This window comes from Pseudomonas fluorescens (assembly GCF_003732425.1).
GTDB lineage: Bacteria > Pseudomonadota > Gammaproteobacteria > Pseudomonadales > Pseudomonadaceae > Aquipseudomonas > Aquipseudomonas fluorescens_BE.
On record NZ_MOBX01000013.1, the window covers coordinates 1,261,807 to 1,280,180 of the forward strand.

The window sequence follows — 18,374 nt, forward strand, 5'->3', positions numbered from 1 at the left end:
GCGCTATCGCGAGCAGGCTCATTCCTACAAGGGTTATGCGGTGAGCGAGGAATATCTGATCGTCCTATCAAAAAATGCGCTGAAACCTTCGAAATTTCAGCGTATTGAAAAAATTGGTACGCCTTGTGCAAACGTTTGCGTAACGTCAATCCCAGCGTTTTCGTAACAAAACCGTACAAGCCCACGGAACTCGGGCCCTGATCCGCAAAAAAGGACTTTAAATGCCCATCGCATGCCCTTTTCGCGCACCTTTCTCGCGCACGTTTGCTGTTTCCCTGCTACTGACCGGCGTTACCGGACTTCTCAGCCACAGCGCACTGGCGCAACCAGCCGCCAAGGAAGAATCCGCCCAGGGCGAAACCCTCAGCCCGGAAGCGAGCCCGCCGAAAAAAGGCGCGTACCTGTCAGACTGGTACAACCAGGACCTGACCCTGATCGGCAGCAAAGACATCAGCTTCGGCCCGCAACCGGCCGACGATATCTATCTGGAATACGAGTACTTCGGCCGCAAAGGCCCGTTCGAACTGTACGGTTATGTCGACATTCCGAAGATCTTCAACATCGGCAACAGCCACGACAAAGGCGTGTGGGATCACGGCTCGCCGGTGTTCATGGAACACGAACCGCGCATCTCCATCGACTACCTCGCCGGCCGCAGCCTGGCCATCGGCCCGTTCAAGGAATGGTATGTGGCGTTCGACTGGATCTACGACCACGGCAGCCGCAAGGAGAACCGTGCCAATACGCTTTACAGCGGTTTCGGCACCGACATTGACACCCATTCGCGGGTCAATCTGTCGGCCAACCTGTACGGTCGCTATCAGTGGGAAAACTACGGTGCGAGCAACGAATATTCGTGGGACGGCTACCGCGCGCAGCTCAAGTACATCGTGCCGATCGACACCTTCAGCAACGGTGCTTCGCTGACCTATATCGGTTTCACCAACTTCGATTTCGGCTCGGACATTCACAAGGACAACCCGGCGCGCACCGCCAATGCAACGGTGGCAACCAACGTCCTGCTCTACTCGTTCACCCATTTGCGCTTCACCCTGGTCGGCCGTTATTTCCACAACGGCGGCAACTGGGAAGACGGCAGCGAGCTGAATTTTGGCGACGGCAATTTCCGCGCGCGGTCCAACGGCTGGGGTTATTACGCCGGCATCGGTTATCAGTTCTGAATCAAGGAGTTTTCCATGCAAGCAATGATGCGTTTGACCCTGGCCGGTGCGGCCCTGCTCTCTTCCACCGCGTGGGCGGCCGAGGCGCCGATTCAACCGAAAGTCGTGCTGATCACCATGTTTGCCCCCGAGGCGCAACACTGGATCGATCGCCTGGCGCTAAAGCAGGAAATCCGCGTGCCGGGCCTGTCCGCCGAGTACCCGAGCATCCGCTGCAACGCGCAGCAGGTCTGCCTGCTGACCACTGGCATGGGCCAGACCAACGCCGCCGCCTCGACCCTGGCGTTGGCCTTGTCACCAAAATTCGACCTGCGCAAAAGCTACTTCCTGATCGCCGGCATTGCCGGCATCAGCCCGAAACACGGGACCATCGGCACCGCCGCATGGGCGCATTATCTGGTGGAGTTCGGCACGCAATGGGAGATCGATTCGCGCGATGCGCCATCGAACTGGCCGACCGGCTACCTGGGCATCAACACCAAAGGCCCGAACGAAAAACCGCCGCTGGACTACAAGACCGAAGTCTTCGAGCTCAACCCGCAGCTACAGGCCAAGGCCTTCGCCCTGAGCCACAAAGTCGAGCTGAGTGAAAGCAAGGAGTCCGCCGCCTGGCGCCTGAAATACCCGTCTGCCCCGGCCAATCAACCACCGGTGGTTACCCGTTGCGACACACTGGCCGGCAACACCTGGTTCTCCGGCACGCGCCTGAGCGAACGGGCCGAGGTCTGGACCAAACTGCTGACCGACAACAAGGGCGAATACTGCACGACGCAACAGGAAGACAACTCCACCTATGAGGCCTTGCTGCGCGCCAGTCGTGAAGGCCTGGTCGACGTGCAGCGTCTGGCCGTGGTGCGTGCCGGCTCCGATTTCGACCGTCCTGAGCCGGGCGGCAGTGAAGTGGACAACCTGCTCAAATACGCCGATCAGGGCGGCTTCGTGCCAGCGCTGGAGAATCTCTATCGCACCGGTAATCCGTTGGTGCAGGACATCCTGAAAAACTGGTCGGCGTGGGAAAACGGCGTCCCGCAATCCTGAGCCCAACACCGATCTACTGTAGGAGTGAGCCTGCTCGCGATAGTGGTGTGTCAGTTTAATCATGAGTGACTGACACACCGCTATCGCGAGCAGGCTCACTCCTACAGGGGTTTTGAGGTGGGTCAGGGAATTAGGATGACCTTGTCGCCGCTGCCCTGATTGACGTCGGCGTAGCGCGCGAGGCCTTCGGCCAACGGCACCTCGACCAACCCTTGCGGCAACGGCAGCAAGGGTTGGTCGAAGAACCGCCCGAACTGCTCGAGCATTGCCGCGCAGGCTTCTACGCCGTACAACAGCGAATTGATCCCGACCACCGAACCGCCCTTGCGATACAGCGCCAGTGCCGGCAATTGCACATGCCCGTCCACCGGTGCGGCGATGATCGCGATCCGGCCGAAGGGGGCCAGTGCCGCCACCGATGCCGGCAGCCAGAAACCGGTGGTGTCGAAGATCACATCGGCGCCGCCGCGATACACCGCGTTGACCTGCGCGCCGAGGTCTTCAGGCTTGTCCAGTTGCAGCGTCTGAAAACCCTGCGCCTGCAAATCCTTAACCTGCTCCGGCCAACGATAGAGACCGTCGGACAATCCGAATGAATTTTCCCGGTGCGCCGCGATCCCTCTATTACTACAGGGAGGAATACGGGCTTTATGAACAACGCAAAACTCTATGTCATCGAATACACCCTTCACGGCACGCCCAAGTCCTTCATTATCCGCTCGGACAAAATGGACAACGTCGAGGCATGGCACTGGGCGAGCTGCGACGCCGGGGTCGGTCGCATCCCGCGCTTTGGCCGTGAGAAGGTGCAGAAGACCAGCAAACCGATGGCGGAAAAATTCGGCGTGGAAAACGTCGTGTGGCGACCGACCAGCTAAGCTCAGCCTGGCAATCGGCATCATTCGGGGGAATGCACCATGACCAGCATCAACAGCCCGGCGCATCTGGACTATGGCCTCGATACGCTGTTCGGGCGTATCACCAAAAGCGTGGACTGCCGCGTCGGGCTGGAGGCGGTCGAGGATGATCCGTTTCGCTTTGCGCTGCGAGTGCCGGCCCCGCTGCCGGACGACCTTGACCAGGCGAAAACCGTGGTGGTCAGGGTTGAAGGCCGGCGGCTGCAAGGTACGGTGCGCCATGCGGAGCGAATGGATGATGAAAGTCTGAAACTGGAAGTGGAGCCTGATTAGGCTCCACTTTTTTTTGCGTCGCTCGTCATCCGTGGGCGCACTTACAGCCCTTGGTTGAACATTCCTCGCCACTTTTGTGGTGGTGGGCGCAGGCTTCACAGCAATAGTGTTTGCCGTGCACGGCGTAAGCATGGTCGCCTTCCTTGATTGTGCACTTGCATCCGGGGCAATCGCATTTTCTATCGGGCATGGGACAGACTCCTTGGGTGGTGGTTGTCTGGGGCTTGAAGGGCAAGCCGTAATACCCAGTGTAGGAGCTGCCGCAGGCTGCGATCTTTTGATTTTGTTTGCGATGGTGAATGGGATTGGGATTGGAGATTGTGATTGGGGGCATATCCGTTGCTGCGGGTGTTGCCGCTGGCGGTTTCGCTCTTACAGCGAGTCCCTTTTTCAAACGCCAAAAAGGAACCAAAAGGCTTTGCCCCTGGCGTACGGCACTTCGCTGAGGCTCAGTGTTCCCTCGCTACGGTGTCCATCCGGGGGCATCGCCTACGGTTTGCTTCGCTGCACCTCCTCTCGATGTATGCGGCTACGCCGCACGGCGCTGCGCGCCTACCCCCGGATGAACACCTTCGCTCGGCCTGCCGATGGGGCAAAAGATCAAAAGCCAAAGCAAGATCACAAGCCAGATCAAAAGCCAGTTCAAAAGCCAGTTCAAAAGCCCCTCACCCTAACCCTCTCCCGGAGGGAGAGGGGACTGACCGCGGTGTTTGGGCGAGCTACGCCGACGTGGGATATCGCGTTGAACTCAGGCTTTGAAAAGCAAACAAATCGGCCACCTCCCATGAGGAAAAGGGGACTGACCGAGGTGTTTGGGAGAGGTACGCCGACGTGCGACACCGTTTTGAACTCAGATGGTTAAAGGCTCACAAATCGGCGCCCTCTCCCTGGGGAGAGGGCTGGGCGGGCGGCGTTCCGATGAGGGGCAGCCCCACCGCAAAACCAAAGCCGAGCACGCTGTGCACCTCACCACTCAACAGGATGAGCGTTAGCTCGGCTGCAGCTTTTGATCTTGATCTGAGAGCCCGTCGGCAGGCTGAGTGGAGGGATTGATCCGGGCGTGGGAGCGCAGCGACCGTTTGGCGCAGCCAAACACAGCGAGAGGAGGTGCAGCGAAGCAAACCGGAGACGCTGCGCCCGGATCAATTCCGGAGCGAAGGAACCCCGAGCCCCAGCGAGCGGGCCGAACGTCAGGGCGAAGACCTTTTGGTTACTTTTGGGGCGTTTGCCAAAAGTGACCCGCCGTAAGGGCGGAACCCTAAGCAGCCGTGACCGCAGCAACGGATATGTACTCAACCCAACCCAACCCAACTCACCCAACCCGACGCGAACTCCTATACATAAACACCAAAGCCAACCCCAAACACACCATCGCCAAAATCCGACTCGAAGAAAGCTCAATCGCCGGATTCCCCAACCAGCCAAAATTATCAATCAACATCCCCATCCCCAACTGCCCGACAATCACCGCCACCGTCGCCACAGCCGTCCCCACCACCGGCACCGCCCCGACCATCACCATCATGTAGACCACGCCAAACAGCGCCCCGGTCAACTGCCACTTCGGCACATCCAAAAGACTCACCGCATGGGCCGGCTCAAAAAACAAAATCAACAACCCGGTCGAAACCGCCCCCACAACGAATGTCAGCAAACTACTGCGCAACACCCCGACGCTTTCACCCAAACGCCCATTGATTGCCGCCTGCACACTCAACACCGCACCGGCCAACACCACCACCGCCAACAAAATAACCAGACTCATCACTCAACCCCGCGCAATCAAAACAAGTGCCACCACAATCAACCCCAACGCCAGCCACCGCTCGGCATTGACCTTCTTGCGCGTCGCCCCGAACCAGCCGAAATGGTCAATCAACACACTCTTGCCGACCTGCCCGGACAGAATCGCGATCATGGTCATGGCAATGCCGATATGCGGCGTCGCCAACGTCAGCACCACCACATACATCGGTCCCAGAAAACCGCCAATCAACTGCCAGCGCGGCAGATCGGTCAGTGCCGGACCTTTTTGCGGGCCGGCGAATAACAGCAGCAAAAACAGAATCGCCGAGCCGACCCCAAAAATGCTCAAGGTCGCCCACAGATGCCCGACCTGCACACCCAACGGCCCGAGCAACCCCGCCTCCACCGACAACCCCATGCCCGCGAGAATCACCAGCGGCAGCAGCAACAAGCGCAAGCCCGATTTCGTCGCCGGTGCGCCGACACTCACCTCATCCAACGTCTGCATAAACAACATTCCACTCAAATAAACGATGGCGCGGATTATCGGCTGGCGCCGCTGTGCGATAAATGGGAGCATCCGGACAACACTTTTGCGCAACTCGCACAACAGGACGATTCATGCACGGGCTCAATGAACTCGGATTCAAGGCGCTAAGGCTGTTTGTGGCGGTACTCGACCACGGCAGTTTCTCCGAAGTCGCCCGCCGTGAAGGCGTGGCACCCTCGTCGATTTCGCGGCAGATCCAGTTGATGGAGCAGGCGCTCAATCAGCAATTGCTCTATCGCCACACCCGAGCGGTGACGCCAACCGAAGCCGGGCGCATGCTCGGTCACCATGCGCGGCTGGTGCTGGTGCAACTGGAAGAGGCCGAACAGGCCTTGCAGGAACAGCAAAGCGAACCCACCGGCCTGGTACGCATCAACGCGCCGGTGGTATTCGGTCAGCGGCATCTGACGCCGTGGCTGGGCCAGTTGTGCGCGCGTTATCCGAAGCTGCAACTGGATATCCAGCAGACCGACCATTACGTCGACCCGCTGCAGGAAGGCGCCGACCTGCTGTTCCGCATCGGCCCGTTGCACGACTCGAGCATGCAGGCACGGATTCTGGCGCCGCATCGCTTTCAGGTCGCGGCCAGCCCGGCGTATCTCAAGCGCCACGGCACGCCGCAGAAACCTGAAGATCTCGCGCATCACCAGTGCCTCGCCTACAAAGGCGCGACCGGCCAGCAGCGCTGGTTTTTCCGCCGCGATGGCCAGGACTGGACACCCTACTCGGTCAAAGGCCCGATCACCGGCAACCACGCCGACACCCTCACCCAAGCCGCCGAGCAAGGGCTGGGGCTGGTGATGTTTCCGTCATGGCTGATTGGTGAGGCGGTACGCGAAGGCACGCTGGTGCCAGTGCTGAGGGACTATCAGGTGTCGAACAGTCTGGAGCCGCAGCAGATTGCGGTGCTGTGGCCGGGGAGCCGCAGACTGTCGGTGAAGGTGCGAACGGTGATTGATTTCTTTATTGAATGCTTCGGCGAGGTGCCCTACTGGGACAGACCGTAGTCGCACACAAATCCAAATGTGGGAGCGAGCCTGCTCGCGAATGCGTTGTGTCTGATCTCACAGTGGCGACTGACACACAGCTTTCGCGAGCAGGCTCGCTCCTACAGGGTTTTGCTTCGAGCTCCGAATCGCGTCAGATCCGGAACTGGCCTACGAGTTTGCCCAAGCGCTGCCCCAGCTCTGCCAGACTGCGCGACGTCTGCGCACCCAACTGCGTCTCATCGGCCACGCTGTCCACCGCCACCGCAATCTGATGCACGCTGCGGTTGATCTCTTCCGCCACCGCCGTCTGCTCTTCCGCCGCACTGGCAATCTGCGCGTTCATCGAGTTGATCGTCGCGATCAGCTCGGCCATCGCATCCAGCGAAGCCCCGGCCTGATTGGCTTGCTGCGAAGTGCCGTCACCCGCTTCGCTGGAACGGCGCATCGCCTCTACCGCTTGCTGCGTACCCGCCTGCAAACGATCGATCATCCCTTGAATCTCCTGAGTGCTGATCTGCGTGCGACTGGCCAACGCACGCACCTCATCCGCCACCACGGCAAAACCACGCCCGGCCTCACCGGCCCGCGCCGCTTCAATCGCAGCGTTGAGCGCCAGCAGGTTGGTCTGTTCGGCGATCGAACGAATCACCCCGAGCACGCCGACAATCGAGGTCACGTCTTGCTGCAGGCTGTCGAGCGACACGCCGCTGCTGCGTATGTCATCGACCAGCGCATGAATCTGTTTGATGCTGCCCGCCACCACACGCTTGGCGCTCTGGCCTTCTTCGTCGGTCTGCTGAGCGGCGACGGCGGCGTTCTGCGCGCTCTTGGCCACTTCCTGCGCGGCGGCAGACATCTCGTTGATCGCCGTGGCGACCTGATCGGTTTCGTGGCGCTGACGCTCCATCGCCTGATCCGAGCGCTGGGCCTGATCCGACACTTGGGTGACCAGCCCGGTCAGTTGCGTGGTCATCTCGGTGATCTGCCGCACCAGGCCATGAATCTTGTCGACGAAACGGTTGAACGAGCCAGCCAGTTCGCCGAGTTCGTCCTGGCTGGTGATGTTCAGGCGACGCGTGAGGTCACCCTCGCCCGCTGCAATGTCGTCGAGGTTGGCTTTCATCAGGGTCAGCGGACGCAGGATGGTGTTGGCCAACAGCATACCCGCTGCCGCAATCACCAACAGCACCACCAGCGCCACGCCGACGATGCTCAGCACCACGCCTTGCATGCGTTCCTGCACCTGCGCTTCAACCAACGCCACTTGCGCTTCAATGCCATCGAGGTTGACCGAGGTACCGACGGCCATGTCCCACTTGGCCAGGTATTCGGTGTAGCCGAGTTTTGGCACCAGCACGTTGGCTTTGCCCGGCAGTGGCGAGCTGTATTGCAGATAGTGGGTGCCGTCCTTCGCCACGCTCACCAGACCACGATTGACGTAGACGCCGTTCGGGTCGCGGTTGTCCTTGAAGCTTTTGCCCACGCCTTCGGGATCATTGGCCTTGAACAGGCGCACGGTCTCGGAGTCGTAGCCGAAGAAATAGCCGTCCTTGCCGTAGCGAATGCCCGAGAGCAATTTGATCGCCTGTGCCCGCGCCTCAACGTCACCCGGCGCAGCCGCGTCGTACAGCGGCTTGATCGTGGTCATGGCCACGGCGACGTAGCTTTGCAGAGTGGCTTTGGCATCGCCGAGCAGACGCTCGCGGGTCTGTTCGACCTCTTTGTGCGCCTGTTCCTGAAGGATGAACAGCGTGGTCAGACTGATGACCAGCGCAAAGAGCAACACCGGGAGAACGGCGAGGGACAGGACTTTAGTCTTGAGGCTCAGGCGCATTGTGGGAGCTCACTCTTTTGGTTTTATTGGCGTGGTTAAAGGCTTTAACGGCACGCGCAAGCAAAAGTTGAGTCAGGGATTTCCCCAATCCCCTGTGGGAGCGAGCCTGCTCGCGAATGGGCCGGGTCAGTCACTATCAATGTGAATAAACCACCGCTTTCGCGAGCAGGCTCGCTCCCACAATCGGGATTTTGCAAATCAGAGAACCATCGCGGCCACCCAGCCGAACGCCAGCAGCGGCAGGTTGTAATGCAGGAATGTTGGCACCACGGTGTCCCAGATGTGGTGATGCTGGCCGTCAATGTTCAAACCGGAGGTCGGACCGAGGGTCGAATCCGAGGCCGGCGAGCCGGCATCGCCCAACGCACCGGCGGTGCCGACGATGCAGACAATCGCAATCGGACTGAAGCCCAGTTGCACGCACAGCGGCACGAAAATCGCCGCCAGAATCGGCACCGTGGAAAACGACGAACCGATGCCCATGGTCACCAGCAACCCGACCAGCAGCATCAACAACGCACCGATGCCCTTGCTGTGATTGATCCACGACGCCGACGACTCGACCAGGGTCTGCACCTCGCCAGTGGCCTTCATCACCTCGGCGAACCCGGAGGCGGCGATCATGATGAAGCCGATCATCGCCATCATCTTCATGCCCTCGGTGAAGAGGTCATCGGTCTCGCGCCATTTCACAATGCCCGACACCGAGAAGATCAGGAAACCGACCAGCGCCCCGATAATCATCGAGTCCAGCAGCAGTTGCACGATGAACGCTGCGGCAATCGCCACGAGGGCAATCATCAGGCTCAACGGGTTGTATTGCACTGCCACTTGCTCGACCTGCTCGATCTTCGCCAGGTCGTAAACACGCCGCTTGCGATAAGTGATGAACGCCATCGCCAGGCCGAAGACCATGCCCAGCGCCGGAATGCCCATGGCGTGGGTGACATTGATGCCGCTGATGTCGACACCGCTACGGGCAACGTTGGCCAGCAGGATTTCATTGAGGAAGATGTTGCCGAAGCCCACCGGCAGGAACATGTACGGCGTGATCAGACCGAACGTCATGACACAGGCGATCAAGCGGCGGTCGAGTTGCAGCTTGGTCAATACGTAAAGAAGCGGCGGCACCAAGAGCGGAATGAAGGCAATGTGGATCGGCAGAATGTTCTGCGATGCAATTGCTACCACCCACAACAGGCCGATCAGCAGCCATTTGACGCTGCCACCGCCGGTCGCGTGCTGGCGATCGACCATCGCCAGGGCCTTGTCGGCCAGGGCATGGGCCAGGCCGGACTTGGCGATCGCCACGGCGAAAGCGCCGAGCAAGGCGTAGGACAACGCCACTGTCGCGCCGCCGCCCAGGCCGCTGTTGAACGCCTTGAGCGTGGCGTCGATGCCCAGACCACCGGTCAGGCCGCCGACCAGCGCGCCAACGATCAAGGCGATCACTACGTGCACGCGGGACAGGCTGAGCACCAGCATGACGCCGACCGCCGCTATGACTGCATTCATTTCACTACCTCAAAAAACACTGCGATGGAAAACACATCGCCAGACAGGATGAGTCCGCACAGGTTAACCGGCGGATTTGCAAAGAAGGGTCTTATTAGAAGGGCGCGCACTGTGCCGCAGAGTGGCGGCGGTGTCAAAACATCGGGGAGGACTGACGACAACCCTGTGGCGAGGGAGCTTGCTCCCGCTCGGCTGCGCAGCAGTCGCAAACACATCGTTCGCGGTCTCGCTGGATGACCGCATTTGCAGGTTTTAGGGGGCTTCGCCCCCAGCGGGAGCAAGCTCCCTCGCCGCAGGTTGTGAGGCCAGCCAAAAGAGGAGGATTCAGCCAGAGCATGCGGCAATCGGTCATATTGTATTTCAAGGATAAAGAAAGCCGGTTTGCGGCCGTTACAGTGCAAAGTCTCAGATATTTATCGAATAAGGACGTCTCCATGTCGCTCAGACAACTTTCCATCCAATGGAAAATCACCCTGCTCGCCGGCCTCTGCCTGGCCGGTATCGTGACCCTGTTGGTGGGTCTTTCGCTGTATCGCATGGAGCACAGTTCTGAACTGGTAAAAGCTTCGAGCATGGAAATGCTCACCGAGTCGGCGCAAGCGCGCATCGAGTCGCAAGGTGAAGTGCAGGCCGCCGGCATTCGCCAGCAGTTCATGGATGCCTATCAGTACGGCCACGGCTTTTCGCGGCAAGTGCTATTTCTGCGCGAACAGGCCGAGAAGCGTTTCCTCGATGCCTTCGACCTGCGCGAAGACATGACCCGTCAGGTCAAATCGGCGCTGCAAGCCAACCCGGACCTGCTCGGCCTGTCGCTGGTGTTCGAAGCCAATGCGCTGGACGGCAAGGACGAACTGTTCGCCGGTCAGGCTGAACTCGGCAGCAACGACAAGGGCCGTTTCGCCCTGTACTGGTCGCAACCGACCCCGGGCAAAGTCACTTCGATGGCCCTGCCGGAAAGCGACATGACCGACACCAGCACCGGCCCCAGCGGTCAAGCGGCCAACGCCTGGTTCACCTGCCCGCGCGCCACGCTCAAGCCGTGCGTGATCGAACCGTACTTCTATGTGATCGACGGGCAAAAAGTGCTGATGACCAGCATCGTCTTCCCGCTGATGGTCAACGGCAAAGTCATCGCTTCGCTGTCGGTCGACATCAACCTCAACAGCCTGCAAGCGATCAGCCAGAGCGCCAGCAAGAAGCTTTATGACGGCCAGACCGCCGTGAGCATCATTAGCCCCGCCGGCCTGCTCGCCGGTTACAGCCGGGATGCCGGCAAACTCAGCCAGCGCCTGGACGCGGTGGATAAAACCAGCGGCGCCGAACTGCTGAGCAAACTCGCTTCCAGCACCAGTGTGAGCAGCCTGCACAGCAACGGCCAGTTGAAAGTGTTGTCGCCGTTCCAGCCGATCCCCGGCGGCCCGGCGTGGGGCGTTTTGCTGGATGTGCCGGAAAAAGTCCTGGTCAGCCGCGCCGAAGCGCTCAAGCAACAACTGGATGCCAGCAACAACTCAGGCACGCTGATCGAATTGAGCCTCGGCGTGCTGGCCGCATTGATCGGCTTGCTGCTGGTATGGCTGATGGCGCGCAGCGTGACCAAACCGATCCTCGGTGTGGCGCACATGCTTGAAGACATCGCCAGTGGCGAAGGTGATCTGACCCGCCGTCTGGCCTACGACAAAAAGGACGAACTTGGCCAGTTGGCCGGTTGGTTCAACAAGTTCCTCGACAAGTTGCAGCCGATCATTGCCGAGGTAAAACGCTCGGTGCAGGACGCGCGCAACACCGCCGACCAGTCCTCGGCCATCGCCACTCAAACCAGCGCCGGCATGGAGCAGCAGTACCGTCAGGTCGATCAGGTCGCCACCGCGTCCCACGAAATGAGCGCCACCGCGCAAGACGTCGCCCGCAGCGCTGCGCAGGCTGCCGAGGCAGCCAAGGATGCTGATCGCGCCACGCGCCAGGGCCTGACCGTGATTGATCGCACCACGGCGAGCATCGACACCCTCGCCGCCGACATGAGTGCGGCAATGGTGCAAGTCGAAGGGCTGGCGGCCAACAGCGAGAAAATCGGCGCGGTGCTGGAAACCATTCGCGCCATCGCCGAACAGACCAACCTGCTGGCGCTCAACGCCGCGATCGAAGCAGCGCGTGCCGGTGAAGCCGGACGCGGTTTTGCCGTGGTCGCCGACGAAGTACGTAACCTCGCCCGCCGCACGCAAGAGTCGGTGGAAGAAACCCGTCAGGTCATCGAGCAACTGCAAACCGGTACGCAGGATGTGGTCGGTTCGATGGGCAACAGCCATCGTCAGGCTCAGGGCAGTGTCGAACAAGTCGGCCAGGCGGTGACCGCACTGCGTCAGATCGGCGATGCGGTGACGGTGATCAGTGACATGAACCTGCAGATTGCCAGTGCCGCTGAAGAGCAAAGTGCGGTGGCCGAGGAGATCAATAACAACGTGGCGACGATCCGCGATGTGACCGAGTCGTTGTCCGGACAGGCGAATGAATCGGCGCGGGTGAGTCAGTCGCTCAATAGCCTGGCGAATCAGCAGCAAAGCCTTATGGATCAGTTCCGCGTCTGACTCAGACTCAAGTCCGACGGAACTCTAATGTGGGAGCGAGCCTGCTCGCGAAAGCGCTAGATCAATCAACAGAGATGTCGACTGACCTGGCCACTTCGCGAGCAGGCTCGCTCCCACAGGTTTTTTGGGTGTTTTGACGATCAGCGTTTAGGCAACTCGATCACCACTTTCAAACCGCCCCATTCACTCTCGCCCAGCACCAGCAGCCCGCCCCACGTGTCGACGATGTCGCGCACAATCCCCAGCCCCAAGCCATGCCCGTGGGTCTGCTCATCCAGCCGCGTGCCCCGGCTGAACACCTCAGTGCGCTGCTCTTCGGGAATCCCCGGGCCGTCATCTTCGACGCTCAGAGCGAAGCCATCCGAACGTTCGATCACACTCAGGCGCACCTCGGCATCCGCCCATTTGCAAGCGTTGTCCAACAAGTTGCCGAGCAGTTCCAGCAAATCCTCGCGATCCCACGGCAGTTGCAATCCCGCTGGCGCGACATAACTCAACGCCAGATGCTCACCGTGAATCATGTTCAGCGTCGCCAGTAACCCCGGCAGTTCCGCATCGCAATCAAACAGCGCCCCCGGCAGCGCATCACCGGACAGCCGCGCACGGTTCAATTCGCGATTGAGTCGCTGCTGCACCTGCTCCAGCTGTTCCTTGAGCACCTTGCGCAACTCGGGATGCGCATCGAGTTTTTCACTGGAGGCCAGGCTCAACAGCACCGCCAACGGCGTTTTCAATGCATGCCCGAGATTGCCCAAAGCATTGCGCGAGCGCTTGAGGCTGTCTTCAGTGTGTGCGAGCAAATGGTTGATCTGCGCCACCAACGGCTCCAGTTCCACCGGCACCTGATCATCCAGTTGCGAACGCTGGCCCTGCTGCAATTGCGCGATCTGCTCGCGGGCCTTTTCCAGCGGTTTCAACGCGCGGCGCACGGTCAATCGCTGCAAGAACAGAATCAGCAACAATGCCGCCAGGCCAAGGCCCAGACCGATCTGGCGCATGCGCTGGAAGCTCTCGCGCACCGGCGTGTAATCCTGCGCGACGCTGATCGAGATCGACTGGCCCAGGCGCCGGTAATCCGAGCGCAGCACCAGCAATTGCTGGCCGTCCGGCCCCAGTTGCAGATTGCTGTGCAGCCCGGGATGGTCGAGCAGCGGCAGGTCCTGATCCCACAATGAGCGCGAACGCCAATGGCTGTCGGCAAAATCAATACGGAAGTAGTGCCCGGAAAACGGCCGCTGATAAGCCGGCGACAGATGCCGTTCATCCAGCTGCAAACCTTGCGGGCCGCGAACCAGCGCCACCAGCAGGCTTTCGCTGTCGTTGCGCAGGCCGGCTTCGAGGTAGCGCTGCAAACCCACCTCGAACAACCACAGACTGGTTTGTGCGAGCACCACGCCGACGACCACCATCACGCTGATCAGACCCAGGCTCAAGCGGCGCTGGATCGACCTCACGAAGCTTGCCCACCAAACAGGTAACCCTGGCCGCGACGGGTTTCGATCACGCTTTTGCCGAGCTTGCGCCGCAGGTGATTGACGTGCACTTCGAGGACGTTGGAGTCGCGCTCGGTTTCACCGTCGTAGAGGTGTTCGGCGAGGTGGCTTTTAGAGAGGATCTGCTCCGGGTGCAGCATGAAATAGCGCAGCAGACGAAATTCGGCGGCGGTCAGTTGAATATCGGCGCCGTCGCGCACCACGCACTGGCGGCCCTCGTCCAGATGCAGACCGGCCGCCTGCAATGTCGGTTGATTGGCCTGGCCTTTGGAGCGGCGTAGCAGCGATTGGATGCGCAACTGCAACTCTTCAGGGTGGAACGGTTTGGTCAGGTAATCGTCGGCGCCGGCCTTCAGGCCTTCGATGCGTTCGGCCCAGGAATCGCGCGCCGTGAGGATCAATACCGGAATTGCCAGACCGCCGGCACGCCACTGCGCCAACACCTCAAGCCCCGGCACGCCCGGCAGGCCGAGGTCGAGAATGATCAGGTCATAGGGTTCGCTGCTGCCCTGATACAGCGCATCACGCCCGTCCGCCAGCCAATCCACCGCGTAACCTTGCCGTTGCAGGCTGGCGAGCAATTCGTCGGCCAGCGGTACGTGGTCTTCCACCAAAAGCAAACGCATCGATCAATCTTCCTTGTCTTTCACAAGTTCACCGGTATCGGCCTTCAAGTGCAGCTCACGGGCGACACCTTCGACGGTGAGCAACTCGACTTCATAAATGTACACGTCGTGTTTTTCTTCCAGCTCGACTTCCAGCAGTTTTGCGCCGGGATAGCGATCCATCGCCTGCTGCAGCACTTGCTCCAGCGGCAGGATCACGCCCTGCTTGCGCAAATTGAGCGCTTCGTCCGGGCCGAGGTCGCGAGCCATCGCCGTCGAGCAACACATTACCAGCGCCAACGCCGTGCGGCGGGTGGCGCAAACATTAACCTTCATTACGTATCCTGATGATCCTTGAGAACCTGCCCAGTCACCGCGTCTAATTCCAGATCCCACTCCAGCCCCTGCGGATCACGCATTTCGACCTGATAGATGTACTTGCCGTACTGCTCTTCCAGCTCGGTGTCGGTGATCTTCGAGCCCGGGTGTTTGGCCAACGCAGTGGCGTTGAGCTTCTCGAAGGAGACGATAGTACCAGCGTCGCGCAGACGCAGGGCTTCGTCAGGGCCGAGATCGCGGGCGTGGGCGAGGCTGGCAGTGGAGCCGATGATCGCGGCAATGGACAGGGCAGTCAGGGTTTTCATGGTGTCTCCGTATTTTTATGTATTGCTTACGGTGGGCACCTTAGCGGGATGAACTTAACTGAAACTGAATTGCCATCATTGCCCCAGCTCAACACATGCCCCCGTGTAGGAGCTGCCGCAGGCTACGATCTTTTGATCTTGTCTTTAAAAAAAAAAATCAAAAGATCGCAGCCTGCGGCGCTCCTACAAGGTTTTGTAACATGTGCTTATAATTGTTCGCTTGCTAACGATCGAGACCGGTATGACCGCCATCCACATCAAATTCCCCGCCCTCACCCTCAAGGCCGGCCCACGCGCCATGGCGCGCATTCGTGCCCAGGGTCTGAACGCTGCCGACGTCGGCACCCTGCCCGGCGCCGCCGGTGGGCCGAAGGCGTTGGGCATTCAGGGGCTGGATCTGGCGCTGTTCGGTGAATGGCTGCCGACGGCACCGCGCGAACGCTCGCTGATCGGCGCCTCGGTCGGTTCCTGGCGCTTCGCCAGCGCGTGTCTGCCGGACGCTGCCGAAGGCATCCGCCGCCTCGGTCATCTCTACGCCGAGCAGAACTTCAACAAAGGCGTGACCATGGCCGAGATCAGCCAGAGTTCGCAGCGCATGCTCAATGACCTGCTCGACGGCCGCGACGCGAGCATCCTCAACAATGCCGACTATCGCCTGAACATCATGGTGGTCAAAAGCCACGGACGGCTGGCCGACGACCATCGCGGCCGCCTCGGTCTGGCACTGGGCTCGGTGATCGCCGACAACCTGCGCGGCCGCGCACGGCTGTCGCGGCACTTCGAACGCCTGATCATTCACGACCCGCGCCTCGCCCCGCCGGTGAATGCGCTGAACGACTTCCCGTCACGCTTCGTCGCGCTGAACGCCGGCAACCTGCGTCAGGCCCTGTTGGCTTCCGGTTCGATCCCGATGGTCATGGAAGGTGTGCGCGACTTGCCGGGTGCGGGTGCCGGCACCTTCCGCGACGGCGGTCTGCTCGACTATCACCTCGACCTGCCCTACAGCGGCGACGGCATCGTGCTCTATCCGCACTTCACCGACCGGGTGATTCCAGGCTGGTTCGACAAGACCCTGCCATGGCGCAAAGCCTCGATCCAGCGCCTGCAAGACGTGCTGCTGCTCGCGCCGTCGAAGGAATATTTGGCGCGCCTGCCTTACGGCAAACTACCCGACCGCAACGACTTCAAGCGCTTTATGGGCGATGCGCCGAGCCGGCAGAATTACTGGCACGCGGCGATGGACGAGAGCCGTCGCCTCGGTGATGAGTTCCTTGAACTGACTGCCAATGGTCGCCTCGCCGAGCGCTTGCTGACCCTTTAGTCAGCACGGCCAAACACAAGCTGGTAAACTCGCCGCCTGCCCGAATCGCTGCGGCGAACGCCATCTGAACAGAGCTAAAAATACCGTGGAAATCTTCAAAGAGTTTACTTTCGAATCCGCCCACCGCCTGCCGCACGTCCCGGACGGCCACAAGTGCGGGCGTCTGCACGGTCACTCGTTCAAAGTGGCGATTCACCTCAGCGGCGACCTCGATCCACACACTGGCTGGATCCGCGATTTCTCCGAGATCAAGGCGATCTTCAAGCCGCTGTACGAGCGTCTGGATCACAACTACCTCAACGACATTCCCGGTCTGGAAAACCCGACCAGCGAAGTGCTGGCCAAATTCATCTGGAAGGAATTGAAGCCACTGCTGCCGGAACTGAGCGCGATCCGCATTCACGAGACCTGCACCAGTGGTTGCATCTATCGCGGTGAGTAACCTGGGATAGATCTCCCTTGTAGGAGCTGCCGAAGGCTGCGATCTTTTGATCTTGGTTCTTAAAAGCAAAATCAAAAGATCGCGGCCTTCGGCAGCTCCTACAGAGGGATTGGTGTTTTGCCAGAAAACAGCCTTCATGGCTGTTTTTTTACGCCTATGCTTTTTGGCTCCGACCCGCCAAGAGGACAGGCCCATGACGGACTGGTTGCTGGATCAGGTCTTTGACTTCAACGGCCGACAGGTACGCTACGCCATACGCGGCGATGGCCCGCCGTTGGTGTTCGTGCATGGCACGCCGTTTTCGTCGTACGTGTGGCATCGGATCGCACCGCACTTTTTCGCCAGCCATCGCGTGCATTACTTCGATCTGCTGGGCTACGGGCGCTCTGAGCAACCCGACGCCGACGTCTCCCTCGGCGTGCAAAACCATCTGCTGGCGCAACTGCTCGATCACTGGAATCTAAAGTGCCCTGACGTCGTCGCCCACGACTTCGGCGGCGCCACCGTGCTGCGCGCGCACCTGCTCAACGGCAAGGATTATCGCAGCCTGACGCTGATCGATCCGGTGGCATTGTCGCCATGGGGTTCGCCGTTCGTGCAACATGTCCGCCTGCATGAAGCGGCCTTCAGCGGCCTGCCCGACTACATCCAGCGCGCCATCGTGCCGACCTATATTCGCGGGGCGATTCACCGCGATATCCCCGACGACGAACTCGCACCCTACGTGCAACCGTGGCTCGGCGATCCCGGGCAAGCGGCGTTCTATCGGCAGATTGCACAGATGGACGAGCGCTATACGTTGGAAGCGCAACCGCTGTACCCAACCATCCGTTGCCCGGTACAGATTCTCTGGGGCGAAGAGGACCAGTGGATCCCCATCGAGCGTGGCCGAGCGTTACATCAAATGATCCCGGGATCACAATTCCACCCGATTGCCAACGCCGGCCACCTCGTTCAGGAAGACGCCCCCGAAGCCATCGTCGCCGCCCTACTGCGCTTCCTCTGACCCAACACCTATCCACCTGTAGGAGCTGCCGAAGGCTGCGATCTTTTGATTTTGCTTTTTAAAACAAGATCAAAAGATCGTCCGAACGCGGCCCGAGCCTTCGGCAGCTCCTACATTGGGCCTCGGTCTGTTCAGGTGCACTGTTTTCGCGCCTGCCGACGCGACTCGTCTATACATAACCCGCGCCACCCGGCATTTGGCACGACCACTGCAACCCTCCCCCGCGTCTCCTCCATTT

Annotated in this window: 18 protein-coding genes and 3 pseudogenes; 10 read left to right on the forward strand and 11 right to left on the reverse strand. The window is 60.3% G+C overall.

Going from position 1 to position 18,374, the window contains the following annotated elements; translation table 11 throughout:
- Nucleotides 1-221: 221 nt before the first annotated feature.
- A complete protein-coding gene (locus tag BK670_RS16205) occupies nt 222-1,181 on the forward strand; it encodes a nucleoside-specific channel-forming protein Tsx (protein ID WP_123451030.1) in 960 nt (319 codons plus the stop codon).
- A 15-nt stretch (nt 1,182-1,196) separates the two neighbouring features.
- Entirely contained in the window at nt 1,197-2,219 is a 1,023-nt protein-coding gene (locus BK670_RS16210; RefSeq protein ID WP_123451032.1) for a purine-nucleoside phosphorylase, read from the forward strand.
- A 122-nt stretch (nt 2,220-2,341) separates the two neighbouring features.
- On the opposite strand, the pseudogene BK670_RS16215 reads toward BK670_RS16210, so the two are convergent.
- A pseudogene (locus tag BK670_RS16215) lies at nt 2,342-2,788 on the reverse strand (quinone oxidoreductase family protein); the annotation flags it as partial.
- Between the two features lie 81 nt (nt 2,789-2,869).
- Between BK670_RS16215 and BK670_RS16220 the strand changes: the two are divergent.
- On the forward strand, nt 2,870-3,097 hold the full coding sequence (locus BK670_RS16220) for a DUF6555 family protein (RefSeq protein WP_093433873.1): 228 nt from the start codon (nt 2,870-2,872) through the stop codon (nt 3,095-3,097).
- Nucleotides 3,098-3,136: 39 nt separating this feature from the next.
- The gene (locus BK670_RS16225; RefSeq protein ID WP_123451034.1) at nt 3,137-3,409 is read left to right on the forward strand and encodes a hypothetical protein; all 273 of its coding nucleotides are present in this window, start codon (nt 3,137-3,139) and stop codon (nt 3,407-3,409) included.
- A 25-nt stretch (nt 3,410-3,434) separates the two neighbouring features.
- On the opposite strand, the gene BK670_RS16230 is transcribed toward BK670_RS16225, so the two are convergent.
- The 3 genes from BK670_RS16230 to BK670_RS16240 form a co-directional block, all read right to left on the reverse strand.
- Entirely contained in the window at nt 3,435-3,599 is a 165-nt protein-coding gene (locus BK670_RS16230; protein WP_123451035.1) for a metallothionein, read from the reverse strand.
- A gap of 1,122 nt (nt 3,600-4,721) precedes the next feature.
- Nucleotides 4,722-5,174: a DMT family transporter gene (locus BK670_RS16235; protein ID WP_123451038.1), complete on the reverse strand. Its 453-nt coding sequence runs from the start codon at nt 5,172-5,174 to the stop codon at nt 4,722-4,724.
- 3 nt (nt 5,175-5,177) lie between these two features.
- A complete protein-coding gene (locus BK670_RS16240; RefSeq protein WP_123451040.1) occupies nt 5,178-5,663 on the reverse strand; it encodes a DMT family transporter in 486 nt (161 codons plus the stop codon).
- Between the two features lie 113 nt (nt 5,664-5,776).
- Between BK670_RS16240 and BK670_RS16245 the strand changes: the two genes are divergently transcribed.
- Nucleotides 5,777-6,712, forward strand: a complete 936-nt coding sequence (locus BK670_RS16245) for a LysR family transcriptional regulator (RefSeq protein ID WP_123451042.1) — start codon at nt 5,777-5,779, stop codon at nt 6,710-6,712.
- Nucleotides 6,713-6,845: 133 nt separating this feature from the next.
- Here the strand turns inward: BK670_RS16245 and BK670_RS30250 are convergent, their stop codons facing one another.
- From BK670_RS30250 to BK670_RS16255, 3 genes and pseudogenes are all read right to left on the reverse strand, one after another.
- Entirely contained in the window at nt 6,846-7,667 is an 822-nt protein-coding gene (locus BK670_RS30250; protein ID WP_371748313.1) for a methyl-accepting chemotaxis protein, read from the reverse strand.
- Nucleotides 7,668-7,751: 84 nt separating this feature from the next.
- Nucleotides 7,752-8,528 (reverse strand): annotated as a pseudogene (locus BK670_RS30255) (cache domain-containing protein); the annotation flags it as partial.
- Between the two features lie 198 nt (nt 8,529-8,726).
- Nucleotides 8,727-10,043, reverse strand: coding sequence for a Na+/H+ antiporter family protein (locus BK670_RS16255; RefSeq protein ID WP_123451046.1), 1,317 nt, complete (start codon nt 10,041-10,043; stop codon nt 8,727-8,729).
- A gap of 1,577 nt (nt 10,044-11,620) precedes the next feature.
- On the opposite strand from BK670_RS16255, the pseudogene BK670_RS30260 reads away from it, so the two are divergent.
- Together BK670_RS30260 and BK670_RS30265 are read left to right on the forward strand one after the other, a co-directional pair.
- Nucleotides 11,621-11,767 (forward strand): annotated as a pseudogene (locus BK670_RS30260) (HAMP domain-containing protein); the annotation flags it as partial.
- Between the two features lie 102 nt (nt 11,768-11,869).
- Nucleotides 11,870-12,625, forward strand: a complete 756-nt coding sequence (locus tag BK670_RS30265) for a methyl-accepting chemotaxis protein (RefSeq protein WP_371857720.1) — start codon at nt 11,870-11,872, stop codon at nt 12,623-12,625.
- A 140-nt stretch (nt 12,626-12,765) separates the two neighbouring features.
- Here the strand turns inward: BK670_RS30265 and BK670_RS16265 are convergent, their stop codons facing one another.
- Genes BK670_RS16265 through BK670_RS16280 form a run of 4 tightly spaced genes read right to left on the reverse strand, consistent with a single transcriptional unit; the run spans nt 12,766 to nt 15,367 of the window.
- Nucleotides 12,766-14,079 (reverse strand): sensor histidine kinase, encoded by a 1,314-nt coding sequence (locus BK670_RS16265; protein WP_123451050.1) that lies wholly within the window; start codon nt 14,077-14,079, stop codon nt 12,766-12,768.
- On the reverse strand, nt 14,076-14,744 hold the full coding sequence (locus tag BK670_RS16270; RefSeq protein WP_038362523.1) for a response regulator transcription factor: 669 nt from the start codon (nt 14,742-14,744) through the stop codon (nt 14,076-14,078). Before BK670_RS16270 ends, BK670_RS16265 begins: the two co-directional genes overlap by 4 nt.
- A 3-nt stretch (nt 14,745-14,747) precedes the next feature.
- Nucleotides 14,748-15,059 (reverse strand): PepSY domain-containing protein, encoded by a 312-nt coding sequence (locus BK670_RS16275; protein ID WP_123451052.1) that lies wholly within the window; start codon nt 15,057-15,059, stop codon nt 14,748-14,750.
- Nucleotides 15,059-15,367, reverse strand: coding sequence for a PepSY domain-containing protein (locus tag BK670_RS16280; protein WP_123451054.1), 309 nt, complete (start codon nt 15,365-15,367; stop codon nt 15,059-15,061). The genes BK670_RS16275 and BK670_RS16280 overlap by 1 nt, the downstream gene beginning before the upstream one ends.
- Nucleotides 15,368-15,608: 241 nt before the next feature.
- On the opposite strand from BK670_RS16280, the gene BK670_RS16290 reads away from it, so the two are divergent.
- The 3 genes from BK670_RS16290 to BK670_RS16300 all read left to right on the forward strand — a co-directional run bounded on the left by BK670_RS16290 (nt 15,609) and on the right by BK670_RS16300 (nt 18,136).
- Nucleotides 15,609-16,688, forward strand: coding sequence for a patatin-like phospholipase domain-containing protein (locus BK670_RS16290; protein WP_123451056.1), 1,080 nt, complete (start codon nt 15,609-15,611; stop codon nt 16,686-16,688).
- An 85-nt stretch (nt 16,689-16,773) separates the two neighbouring features.
- Nucleotides 16,774-17,130 carry a 6-carboxytetrahydropterin synthase QueD gene (gene queD, locus BK670_RS16295; protein ID WP_123451058.1) on the forward strand — a complete coding sequence of 119 codons (357 nt, stop codon included), beginning with the start codon at nt 16,774-16,776 and terminating at the stop codon, nt 17,128-17,130.
- Between the two features lie 193 nt (nt 17,131-17,323).
- On the forward strand, nt 17,324-18,136 hold the full coding sequence (locus BK670_RS16300) for an alpha/beta fold hydrolase (protein ID WP_123451060.1): 813 nt from the start codon (nt 17,324-17,326) through the stop codon (nt 18,134-18,136).
- Nucleotides 18,137-18,374 lie beyond the last annotated feature (238 nt).

What these genes read in the sequence shown, in the direction of transcription:
- BK670_RS16275 (WP_123451052.1), bottom strand. Translation starts at nt 15,059, where the DNA reads ATGAAGGTTAATGTTTGCGCCACCCGCCGCACGGCGTTGGCGCTGGTA.
- BK670_RS16290 (WP_123451056.1), top strand. Translation starts at nt 15,609, where the DNA reads ATGACCGCCATCCACATCAAATTCCCCGCCCTCACCCTCAAGGCCGGC.
- BK670_RS30250 (WP_371748313.1), bottom strand. Translation starts at nt 7,667, where the DNA reads ATGACCACGCAACTGACCGGGCTGGTCACCCAAGTGTCGGATCAGGCC.
- BK670_RS16300 (WP_123451060.1), top strand. Translation starts at nt 17,324, where the DNA reads ATGACGGACTGGTTGCTGGATCAGGTCTTTGACTTCAACGGCCGACAG.
- BK670_RS16220 (WP_093433873.1), top strand. Translation starts at nt 2,870, where the DNA reads ATGAACAACGCAAAACTCTATGTCATCGAATACACCCTTCACGGCACG.
- BK670_RS16210 (WP_123451032.1), top strand. Translation starts at nt 1,197, where the DNA reads ATGCAAGCAATGATGCGTTTGACCCTGGCCGGTGCGGCCCTGCTCTCT.
- BK670_RS16240 (WP_123451040.1), bottom strand. Translation starts at nt 5,663, where the DNA reads ATGCAGACGTTGGATGAGGTGAGTGTCGGCGCACCGGCGACGAAATCG.
- BK670_RS16245 (WP_123451042.1), top strand. Translation starts at nt 5,777, where the DNA reads ATGCACGGGCTCAATGAACTCGGATTCAAGGCGCTAAGGCTGTTTGTG.
- BK670_RS16205 (WP_123451030.1), top strand. Translation starts at nt 222, where the DNA reads ATGCCCATCGCATGCCCTTTTCGCGCACCTTTCTCGCGCACGTTTGCT.
- BK670_RS30265 (WP_371857720.1), top strand. Translation starts at nt 11,870, where the DNA reads ATGGAGCAGCAGTACCGTCAGGTCGATCAGGTCGCCACCGCGTCCCAC.
- BK670_RS16270 (WP_038362523.1), bottom strand. Translation starts at nt 14,744, where the DNA reads ATGCGTTTGCTTTTGGTGGAAGACCACGTACCGCTGGCCGACGAATTG.
- BK670_RS16230 (WP_123451035.1), bottom strand. Translation starts at nt 3,599, where the DNA reads ATGCCCGATAGAAAATGCGATTGCCCCGGATGCAAGTGCACAATCAAG.
- BK670_RS16225 (WP_123451034.1), top strand. Translation starts at nt 3,137, where the DNA reads ATGACCAGCATCAACAGCCCGGCGCATCTGGACTATGGCCTCGATACG.
- BK670_RS16255 (WP_123451046.1), bottom strand. Translation starts at nt 10,043, where the DNA reads ATGAATGCAGTCATAGCGGCGGTCGGCGTCATGCTGGTGCTCAGCCTG.
- BK670_RS16235 (WP_123451038.1), bottom strand. Translation starts at nt 5,174, where the DNA reads ATGAGTCTGGTTATTTTGTTGGCGGTGGTGGTGTTGGCCGGTGCGGTG.
- BK670_RS16280 (WP_123451054.1), bottom strand. Translation starts at nt 15,367, where the DNA reads ATGAAAACCCTGACTGCCCTGTCCATTGCCGCGATCATCGGCTCCACT.